A 10,230-nucleotide genomic window follows, 5' to 3' on the forward strand; every position below is an offset into this window, starting at 1 on the left:
CGCCTGCACACCAAGTTCGACTCAGGTGGTTATTTGGGTTTATGCCAGAGTTCCATGCCGTTTATCGGCACGCGCTTCAGGCAACTGGCCAGCGATTCGCCGTCCGGGAGGAGCAGGTCGGGGGCGATTTCCGCCAGCGGGTAGAGCATGAATTCACGTTCTTTCAGGCCGTAATGCGGCACGGTAAGGCGGTCGGTATGAATAACCTGCTCGCCATACAGCATGATGTCCAAATCGAGGGTGCGCGGGCCCCAGCGCTCATCTTTGCGCACGCGGCCCTGATTGCGTTCTATCGCCTGAGTGTGATCGAGTAACTGTTCGGCGGGCAACAAGGTATCCAGCGCCACCACCGCATTGAGAAAGTCCGGCTGGTTCTGCGGCCCCATCGGCTTGGTACGGTAAAAAGAAGAACAAAGGACCAACCGGGTGCGCGGGAGATGCTCCAGCGCTTCCAGTGCGGCTTTCACCTGTTGCAGCGGGTGCGCCAGGTTACTGCCCAGCGCGATATAAACGCGGATCATTATTCCCCTTCTTTACGCGGCGTCCGGCGACGAGGGCGGCGTTGACGCGTGCGGCGCGGTGCCGGATCGTCACCCAAGGTATTCAACATGGTTTTTTGACGTGCCGGGGTCGCGTCCTGGAACTCGCCCCACCATTCGGTCAGACGCAGCATGTCCTGGTTTTCTTCCACTTCGGCACGCAGCGCCAGCAGATCGTAAGCGGCGCGGAATTTCGGGTGTTCCATCAGCTTGTGCGCGCGCTTGCCCTGACGGCGTGACAGCCGAAGCTGCAACTGCCAGATATCACGTACCAGCGTGGTGATGCGTTTCGGAATTGCCAATGAACGGCATTGTTCGTCCAGCACATCATTCATTGCCAGTGCGAAGGCGTCGTAGTACGCCAGACCGCTTTCCTGCGCCAGTTTCTGCGCATGCTCCAGCAACGGATACCAAAGCATAGCAGCAAACAGGAACGCCGGATTGACGCGCATGTCGTTCTGCAGACGGTAGTCCGTGTTCTTCAGCACCTGCGCCAGAATACGCTCCATTGGCGTGTCATGGTTCGGGGTGAAGTGACGGGCGATCTGTGGGAACAATGGCTGGAACAGCTGGTATTCACACAGTTTCAGGTAGGTCGGATAACCGTAACCGGCCTGCAGCAATTTAAGCGATTCTTCGAACAGACGTGCCGGCGGGATCTCATGCAGCAGCGAGGCCAGGCGTGGGATCGGCTCGGCGGTTTCGTCACTGATGGTCATGTCCAGCTTGGCGGCAAAACGCACCGCACGCAGCATGCGTACCGGGTCTTCGCGGTAGCGGGTTTCCGGATCGCCGATCAGGCGGATCACGCCTTGCTTCAGATCGCGCAGGCCATCAACGTAATCACGCAGGGTGAAGTCCGCCACGCCGTAATACAGGCTGTTGATGGTGAAGTCACGGCGCTGGGCATCTTCTTCGATTGAACCGAAGATGTTATCGCGCAGCAGCATGCCGTTTTGGGCCTGCTGGGAAGAATTTTTGTCAGATTCCGACGTTTGCTGTTCGTGGTGACCACGGAAGGTGGCAACCTCGATGATTTCCGGCCCGAACATCACGTGTGCCAGGCGGAAGCGGCGACCCACCAGGCGGCAGTTGCGGAACAGCTTGCGCACTTGTTCCGGCGTTGCGTTGGTGGTGATGTCGAAATCCTTCGGCTTTTTGCCCAGCAGCAGGTCACGTACGCCGCCACCGACCAGATAGGCTTCGAAACCGGATTTATTCAGGCGGTACAGCACCTTCAGCGCGTTCTCACTGATGTCTTTGCGTGAGATGGAATGCTGGTCGCGTGGGATCACGGTCATTGAGCCGGTTCCCTCTGCGGCAGGAAAAGGTGGGCGTTTACGCGGTGCCTGCCGGCGGGCAGGAGTATCTCTGCCGCGATCGGCGGAACGTTGCTGCGGCGCTGACGGTGGTGCAGCCACCGCGCTTTCTTCGCGGACTACGTTTTTATCGCTGACCGGCGCATCATCACGCGGCAGCTTGTCATCGCGGGTTAGCACCTTACGGCAGAAATTGGCTACTCGGGTAAAAATGGTACACCTCGATAGTGTCTGAAAAAAATGGCGCTAACAAAAAATAGCGGCTAATCATAGCTCACCATGGCTCTTTTGAGAATGCCGATGTGTTTTCGTCCAGGGGAATAGCCTCCTGGCGCGGCACATAATCCAGCTTCCAGTGTGCGATAGCCCAGCTCAATAATAACGGCAGGTCAAGATCTTGCCAGCTTTCCGGCAGCGGTTGACGCAGAAAGTTCAGCGCGGCAACCAGCACCGGACGCGGATCGCCGTCGGGCAACGCGGGCGCATGGTTTTGCTTCGACAATTTGATGCCATTGGCGCCCAGCGCCAGCGGCAGATGCACATAGGCGGGCACCGGCGCCTGTAACTGATGGTACAACGCAATCTGGCGCACCGTTGGCTCGATCAGGTCGGCACCGCGCACGATTTCGGTAACGCCCTGAAAATGGTCGTCAACCACCACCGCCAGGTTATAGGCGAACAACCCATCACGCCGACGGATAATAAAGTCTTCCTGCGCCAACGCCGGATCGGCCTGCAACTCGCCTTGCAGACGATCGTGAAAGGCGTAAACCGGGCTGGATTGGCGTAAACGGATGGCGGCGCCCTGCGGGCCAAGATTCAATGAACGGCAGTGGCCATCGTACAACCCGCCAATCTGCTGGATGCGGCTGCGGGTGCAGTTGCAGAAATAGCTAAGCCCCTGCCGGTGCAGGTGATCCAGGGTGGCGCGGTAGGCTTCGTGGCGTTGGGATTGATAGATGACCTGGCCGTCCCACAGGAGACCATAGTGTTCCAGAGCGGATAAGATACGATCGGCCGCACCGGCGACTTCGCGCGGGGGATCGATATCTTCAATGCGAACCAGCCACTGCCCGTGTTGGGCGCGAGCCTGGAGGTAGCTTCCCAGAGCGGCAATCAGCGAACCGAAATGCAGATCCCCGGAAGGCGATGGGGCAAAGCGCCCCACATAATGTCTTTCTTGCATATCAGAGGGGAAACTTTCCCTTTTCTCTGTGCGGCGCACGCAGAGACGTACGCCGCAGCGATAACAACTGTATTAGCCGGCCATCTGCTTTTCGCGGATTTCGGCCAGAGTCTTGCAGTCGATGCACAAATCGGCAGTCGGACGCGCTTCAAGGCGACGAATGCCAATCTCCACGCCGCAGGATTCGCAGTAGCCGAAATCTTCGTCTTCTACTTTCCTCAGCGTTTTCTCGATCTTTTTGATCAGTTTGCGTTCGCGATCGCGGTTACGCAGTTCAAGGCTGAACTCTTCTTCCTGAGTGGCACGGTCGGCCGGGTCAGGGAAGTTTGCTGCCTCATCCTGCATATGCGATACAGTACGGTCCACTTCATCCCTGAGCTGGTTGCGCCATGCTTCAAGAATGCGCTTGAAATGCGACAACTGGGCGTCGTTCATGTACTCTTCGCCCGGCTTCTCTTGGTACGGCTCCACCCCAGCGATGGCGAGAATGCTCAAGGACGAGGTTTTACGGGTTTGCCCTTCTTGCATGTTGCTTCTCCTACATACACACGCACTATCGAATCCCCAATGCGGGGGAAAAACAGGCCGCTATAAATACCAGATGGGGAGTAGGTTGGCAATTATTCCTGTCGCCTGCTTGACAATGGTGTGAAGGAAGGCGTATTTGGCGACGCGATAACCGGTTGTCGGATTAATTGTGTCCGGTCAGCGCTAATCGATAAAAAACGGTAACTTATCGCAGAGATGCATACCGTCAGGTGATAATTTAGCCCCATAACAAACCACTTCTACGCCCAACTGCCGGACCTGTGCCAACAGTGCCGCATAACGCTCATCTATATGATGTGCCGGTGCGACCTGTTCAATACCGCTATGTAACACAGCAAAGAACAACACCGCCCGTTGCCCGCTTTCAACCACGCTTAGCAACTCACGTAAGTGTTTCTGTCCTCTGAGCGTTACCGCATCAGGAAAGTAACCACGTTGTTGTTGCAGTAATGTGACTGACTTAACTTCAATATAGCAGTTGGCTCGGTTTTCTGCCTGTAATAACAAATCGATACGACTATTTTCACTGCCATATTTTACTTCGCTGCTGATTTTACTGTAACCGGATAATTCATTGATTAGATTCTGTTCAATGGCCTCGCGTACCAGTCCATTGGCGCGCAGGGTGTTTACGCAAATCCAGTCACCCTGTTGGGTATGCGTCAGTTCCCAACTGTGGGCGTATTTGCGCTTGGCGTTATCCGAGGTGGAATACCAAACGGTATCGCCGGGGGTGGCGCAGCCGGTCATCGCCCCGGTATTGGCGCAGTGCAGCGTGAAGGTTTCCCCTTCTGGTGTGACGACGTCCGCCAGAAAGCGTTTGTAACGTTTAATCAGCGTGGCGTGACGCAAGGGGGGGGTAAAAATCATGGGGTGTCCTGGTGGGCCAAGGGCCATTGTTCAAGCATCTGATAACGCGTGCGGCCGTTTTCAAAGACTGATTGGTATAAGGCGAATTCGTTGGCGCTGAAGCTCCAGCCTGGAGTGGCGGGCGGTATGGCGACCAGCTGGGTCGCGGCGCGCAGCAGGGTGATATGCGGATGAAACGGCATCGGACTTTGGTAGCAGCCGCTGCGGGCCGCCTGCGAACGCAGCAGCTCCGCCAACTGCAGCAGCCCACGTGGGGCGCGCCGGGTGCCGAGCCAAACGACGCCAGGACGCGGCCAGTGGCCGAGATCATCCAGCATCATGCTGAAACCGGGCTGGCTAATGCGGCCGGCCAGCTTTTTCAACGCCGCTTCTTTCTGTGCGGTGACGTCGCCGAGAAAGGCCAACGTCAGGTGCAAATTGGCGGCCGCGACCGGCCGACCGGCTTGCGGCTCAAAGGCATCGGCGCGCCAGCGGATCACCTGTTGCTGCAGCGCATCGGGCAAGGTCAGGGCGAAAAACAGGCGGCGCGAACTGGACATAGATACCCGGCAAGTGAATGAAACGCAGAGTCTAATGCTACAATGTGCGCCGTCCAATGTTAACCACTACGGAGAGTTCTGTGTCTTCACTGCCCGTCAGCGCGGTTCTTGATGAATTGCTCACTGCGCTGCAATCCGCCCCGCAGGTCCTGCTGCATGCGCCGACCGGCGCCGGTAAATCGACCTGGCTGCCGCTGCAGATCCTGGCCAAGGCCGGATTGCCTGGCCGCATTATCCTGCTCGAACCCCGGCGGTTGGCGGCGAAGAACGTGGCGTACCGACTGGCGCAGCAGTTAGGGGAAGAACCCGGTCAGACCGTGGGCTACCGCATGCGTGCCGAAAGCAAAAGTGGGCCGGAGACCAAGCTGCTGGTGGTGACCGAAGGCATTCTCACCCGCATGCTGCAGCAGGATGCCGAATTGCAGGGCGTTTCGCTGGTGATCCTCGACGAATTCCATGAACGCAGCCTGCAGGCCGATCTGGCGTTGGCGCTGCTGCTGGACGTGCAGCAAGGGCTGCGTGACGATCTGAAACTGCTGATCATGTCGGCAACGCTGGATAACGCCCGTCTGGCACAGCTGCTGCCGCAGGCACCGGCAGTGGTGTCCGCCGGGCGCAGTTTCCCGGTCGAACGCCAGTATCAGCCGCTGGCCAGCCATCAACGGCTGGAAGATGGCGTGGCGGCGGCGGTGAAGCGCCTGCTGTCTGAACAAACGGGATCGCTGCTGCTGTTCCTGCCCGGCGTGGCGGAAATCCACCGGGTGCTGGAGCGCCTGAACGGCGAGGTGGCGGCCGATACCGAACTCTGTCCGCTGTACGGCGCTTTGCCGTTGGCGCAGCAGCAGAAAGCGATACAGCCGGCACCGACCGGACGTCGTAAAGTGGTGCTGGCGACCAACATCGCCGAAACCAGCCTGACTATCGAAGGCATTCGGTTGGTGGTGGACAGCGGGCTGGAGCGCGTGGCGCGTTATGACGTGCGTAACGGTCTGACACGGCTGGTGACACAACGCATCAGCCAGGCGTCGATGATCCAGCGCGCCGGTCGTGCCGGACGTCTGGAGCCGGGCATTTGCTGGCATCTGTTTGCCAAAGAGCAAGCTGAACGGGCCGCGGAGCACGCCGAGCCGGAAATTCTGCAAAGCGATCTCGCCGGTTTTTGGCTGGAACTGTTGCAATGGGGCTGTCATGACGTGGGGCAACTGACCTGGCTCGATCGGCCGCCGGAAACGGCGCTGGCCGCCGCCAGAAGGCTATTGCAGCAGCTTGGCGCCACCGATGACGGCGATAAACTCACCGCACGCGGCCGACAGATGGCCACGTTGGGCTGTGAGCCGCGTTTGGCGGCGATGCTGACTCATGGCGCCGGGCAGGGGCCGGATGGACTGGCGACGGCCGCCGCGCTGGCGGCATTGCTGGAAGAACCGCCGCGCAACGGACAAATGGATATCGGTTACTGGCTGAGCCGCCCGCAGCCGAATTGGCAGCGCCGTGCCACTCAGCTTGCCCGTCGTCTGCAGGTGAAAGCGGGCCGGGTCGACGTAGATATGGCACCGCGATTGCTGGCGCTGGCGTTTACCGATCGCATCGCACAACGACGCGGTCAGGATGGCCGTTACCTGCTGGCGAATGGCATGGGGGCGGCGATGAATCAGGATGAGGCGTTGTCACGCGCCCCCTGGCTGATCGTGCCAAGCCTGTTGCAGGGGCATAACAGCCCCGATGCGCGCATTCTGCTGGCGTTGCCGGTGGAGATTGACGAGCTGGCGGCACAGTTGCCGGCGATCGTTTCCCAGCAAACGGCGGTGGAGTGGGATGAAGAAAAGGGCACTTTACGCGCCTGGAAGCGCCAGCAAATTGGGCGTTTGACGCTGCGCGCACAACCGTTGGCCAAGCCGGCCGACGAAGAACTGCAACAGGCGTTGCTCAACTGGGTGCGGGCTCAGGGCATCGCGGTACTCAACTGGGATACCGCCGCCGACCAACTGCGGCTGCGCTTGCAGTGCGCGCAAAATTGGCTGCCGGAGGCCGACTGGCCACGGGTCGACGATGAGTCGCTGCTGGCATCGTTGGAGCAGTGGTTACTGCCGTCGCTGAGTGGCGTACGCGACATGCGCGGATTAAAACAGGTCAATATCGCTGAAGCGTTGGCGCGGTTGTTGAACTGGCAGCAAAAGCAGCGGCTGGATAATGCATTACCCACTCATTACACTGTGCCGACCGGCAGCCGCTTGCCGATCCGTTACGATGCCGGCAAACCCCCGGCGCTGGCGGTGCGTTTACAGGAAGTGTTCGGTGAACAGCGCAGCCCGATGCTGGCAGAAGGTCGCATCCCGGTGGTGCTTGAGTTACTCTCACCGGCGCACCGGCCGTTGCAAATCACCGGTGATTTGGCGGCGTTCTGGCAGGGCGCCTACCGGGAAGTGCAAAAAGAGATGAAAGGGCGCTACCCGAAGCACGTGTGGCCGGACGACCCGGCGAATACCGCCCCGACGCGGCGCACGAAAAAATATCAATAAATCAATTCAGATGTTTCTTCTGTTCAGCAGCCCAACGGCGCGACAGATTAAGCGACTAATAATGGCCGGCAGTGCCGCCAAGTCTGGAGAACAACAGCAATGGCTGGGGATGACCGCGAGCCCATCGGGCGCAAAGGGAAACAACCAACACGCACCGCGTCGCGCAAGCCGCCGCGCCGTCGTCGAGATGACGATTACGATGATTATGAGGAAGACGAGTATCAGGATGACGATGATGATTATGAAGACGAGGAAGAACGCATGCCGCGTAAGGTAAAAGCGACTCCGCCGCGTAAAAAACGCCGCTGGCTCGGCCTGCTGATCAAACTGATCCTGGTGGTTGCCGTGCTGTTGGCGATCTACGGCGTGTACCTGGACTCGCAGATCCGCAGCCGCATTGACGGCAAGGTCTGGCAGTTGCCGGCGGCGGTTTATGGCCGCATGGTCAACCTGGAACCGGGCATGCCGTACAGCAAAAAGGAAATGGTCGACTTGCTGGAGGGCATGCAATACCGTCAGGTCAGCCGCATGACGCGCCCGGGCGAGTTTACCGTGCAGGCCAACAGCATTGAGATGCTGCGTCGTCCGTTTGACTTCCCGGACGGTAAAGAGGGGCAGATCCACGCCCGTCTGAATTTCCAGAACAACCGTCTGGCGAATATCCAGAACATGGAAAACCAGCGCAGCTTCGGTTTCTTCCGCCTCGATCCGCGCCTGATCACCATGTTGCAGTCACCGAACGGCGAACAACGCCTGTTCGTGCCGCGTGCCGGTTTCCCGGACCTGCTGGTGGATACGCTGATTGCCACCGAAGACCGTCATTTCTATGAGCATGACGGCATCAGCCCATACTCCATCGGCCGTGCGGTGCTGGCTAACCTGACCGCCGGGCGTGCGGTGCAGGGCGGCAGTACCCTGACGCAACAGTTGGTAAAAAACCTGTTCCTGACCAACGAGCGCTCGCTGTGGCGTAAGGCCAACGAAGCTTACATGGCGTTGTTGGTGGATTACCGTTACAGCAAGGACCGCATCCTTGAGCTGTATCTGAACGAGGTTTATCTCGGCCAGAGTGGCAACGATCAAATCCGCGGTTTCCCGCTGGCCAGCCTGTATTACTTCGGCCGTCCGGTGGACGAACTGAGCCTGGATCAGCAGGCGTTGCTGGTGGGCATGGTCAAGGGCGCGTCGCTGTACAACCCTTGGCGTAACCCGAAACTGGCGCTGGAACGTCGTAATCTGGTGCTCAAACTGCTGCAGAACCAGGGAGTTATCGACGCCGAACTGTACGACATGCTCAGCGCTCGCCCCTTGGGTGTGCAGCCGAAAGGCGGGGTGATCACACCGCAGCCTGCGTTTATGCAGATGGTGCGTCAGGAGTTGCAAACCAAGCTGGGCGACAAGGTTAACGATTTGTCCGGCGTGAAAATCTTCACCACGCTGGATCCGGTGTCGCAAGATGCCGCGGAGAAAGCGGTTGAAGACGGCGTTCCGGCCCTGAAAGCGGCTCGTCACATTCAGGATCTGGAAGCGGCGATGGTGATTGTCGATCGCTTCAGTGGTGAAGTTCGTGCCATGGTCGGCGGTGCCAACCCGCAGTTTGCCGGATTCAACCGTGCGATGCAGGCGCGCCGTCTGGTCGGTTCACTGGCCAAGCCGCCGACGTACCTGACTGCGCTGTCCGAGCCGGACAAATATCGCCTGAACACCTGGCTGGCGGATCAGCCGCTGACGCTGAAATTGTCGAACGGCACCGTCTGGCAGCCAAACAACTATGACCGCAAGTTCCGCGGCCAGGTGATGCTGGTGGATGGACTGGCCCACTCACTCAACGTACCGACGGTGAACCTGGGTATGGCGGTGGGGCTGGATCAGGTCAGCGCCACGCTGCAGCGTCTGGGCATCCCGAAAGCGGAAATCAATCCGGTGCCTTCGATGCTGCTCGGTGCGATTGGCCTGACGCCGATGGAAGTGGCGCAGGAATACCAGACCATTGCCGGTGGCGGTAACCGTGCTCCGCTGTCTGCGGTGCGTTCGGTGATTGCGGAAGACGGTTCGGTGCTGTATCAGAGCTTCCCGCAAGCGGAACGCGTGGTACCGGCTCAGGCGGCTTACCTGACGCTGTACGCCATGCAGCAGGGCGTAGCGCGCGGGACGTCCCGCTCATTGTCGGTGAAATTCCCTAACTACAATCTGGCGGCGAAAACCGGGACCACCAACGACCTGCGCGACAGCTGGTTTGCCGGTATCGACGGTAAGGAAGTGGCTATCGCCTGGGTAGGCCGTGATAACAACGGCCCGGCCAAGTTGACCGGTGCCAACGGTGCGCTGACGCTGTATCGCCGCTATCTGGAAAACCAGACGCCGCTGCCGCTGATGTTGCAGCCGCCGGAAGGCATCAACCAGATGGGCATCGACTCCAGCGGTAATTTCGTCTGCGGTGGCGGTGGCCGCACCATTCCGGTGTGGACCGATAATCCACAGGGATTGTGCCAGGCGAGCCAGGCCGCTCAGCAACAGCAACAAGAGCAGCAGCAACAGCAGCAAGCGGGCGAACAAAAAGATGCTGACGGCGTTGCCGGCTGGATCAAGGACATGTTCGGCAAGTAAGCGCCCCTCATGTAAACGCTCAGGCGAAAAGTTTTTCTTTGTTATTCAGCCCGTAACTTTCAGTTACGGGCTTTTTTATTTCTCCGCACAGTTTATTTCCAC

General features: G+C 59.1%; 8 protein-coding genes. 2 read left to right on the forward strand and 6 right to left on the reverse strand.

What is annotated here, in order from left to right; all coding sequences use genetic code 11:
• Nucleotides 1–29: 29 nt before the first annotated feature.
• The 6 genes from folK to thpR form a co-directional block, all read right to left on the reverse strand.
• Nucleotides 30–521 (reverse strand): 2-amino-4-hydroxy-6-hydroxymethyldihydropteridine diphosphokinase, encoded by a 492-nt coding sequence (gene folK, locus ACGS9J_RS21950; RefSeq protein ID WP_442232862.1) that lies wholly within the window; start codon nt 519–521, stop codon nt 30–32.
• Entirely contained in the window at nt 521–2,038 is a 1,518-nt protein-coding gene (gene pcnB / locus ACGS9J_RS21955) for a polynucleotide adenylyltransferase PcnB (protein ID WP_442232863.1), read from the reverse strand. The genes folK and pcnB overlap by 1 nt, the downstream gene beginning before the upstream one ends.
• Before the next feature lie 94 nt (nt 2,039–2,132).
• Entirely contained in the window at nt 2,133–3,044 is a 912-nt protein-coding gene (gluQRS, locus tag ACGS9J_RS21960) for a tRNA glutamyl-Q(34) synthetase GluQRS (protein WP_442232864.1), read from the reverse strand.
• Between the two features lie 72 nt (nt 3,045–3,116).
• Nucleotides 3,117–3,572, reverse strand: a complete 456-nt coding sequence (dksA, locus tag ACGS9J_RS21965; RefSeq protein ID WP_020828563.1) for an RNA polymerase-binding protein DksA — start codon at nt 3,570–3,572, stop codon at nt 3,117–3,119.
• 183 nt (nt 3,573–3,755) lie between these two features.
• Nucleotides 3,756–4,463 carry a DNA/RNA nuclease SfsA gene (gene sfsA, locus ACGS9J_RS21970; RefSeq protein WP_442232865.1) on the reverse strand — a complete coding sequence of 236 codons (708 nt, stop codon included), beginning with the start codon at nt 4,461–4,463 and terminating at the stop codon, nt 3,756–3,758.
• Nucleotides 4,460–5,002, reverse strand: coding sequence for an RNA 2',3'-cyclic phosphodiesterase (gene thpR / locus ACGS9J_RS21975; protein ID WP_442232866.1), 543 nt, complete (start codon nt 5,000–5,002; stop codon nt 4,460–4,462). Before thpR ends, sfsA begins: the two co-directional genes overlap by 4 nt.
• A 56-nt stretch (nt 5,003–5,058) precedes the next feature.
• On the opposite strand from thpR, the gene hrpB reads away from it, so the two are divergent.
• Nucleotides 5,059–7,521, forward strand: coding sequence for an ATP-dependent helicase HrpB (gene hrpB / locus ACGS9J_RS21980; protein WP_442232867.1), 2,463 nt, complete (start codon nt 5,059–5,061; stop codon nt 7,519–7,521).
• A gap of 99 nt (nt 7,522–7,620) precedes the next feature.
• Nucleotides 7,621–10,128, forward strand: a complete 2,508-nt coding sequence (gene mrcB, locus ACGS9J_RS21985) for a bifunctional glycosyl transferase/transpeptidase (protein WP_442232868.1) — start codon at nt 7,621–7,623, stop codon at nt 10,126–10,128.
• Nucleotides 10,129–10,230: the final 102 nt, after the last annotated feature.

Source organism: Serratia quinivorans (assembly GCF_052113645.1).
Classification (GTDB): Bacteria; Pseudomonadota; Gammaproteobacteria; order Enterobacterales; family Enterobacteriaceae; genus Serratia; species Serratia quinivorans_B.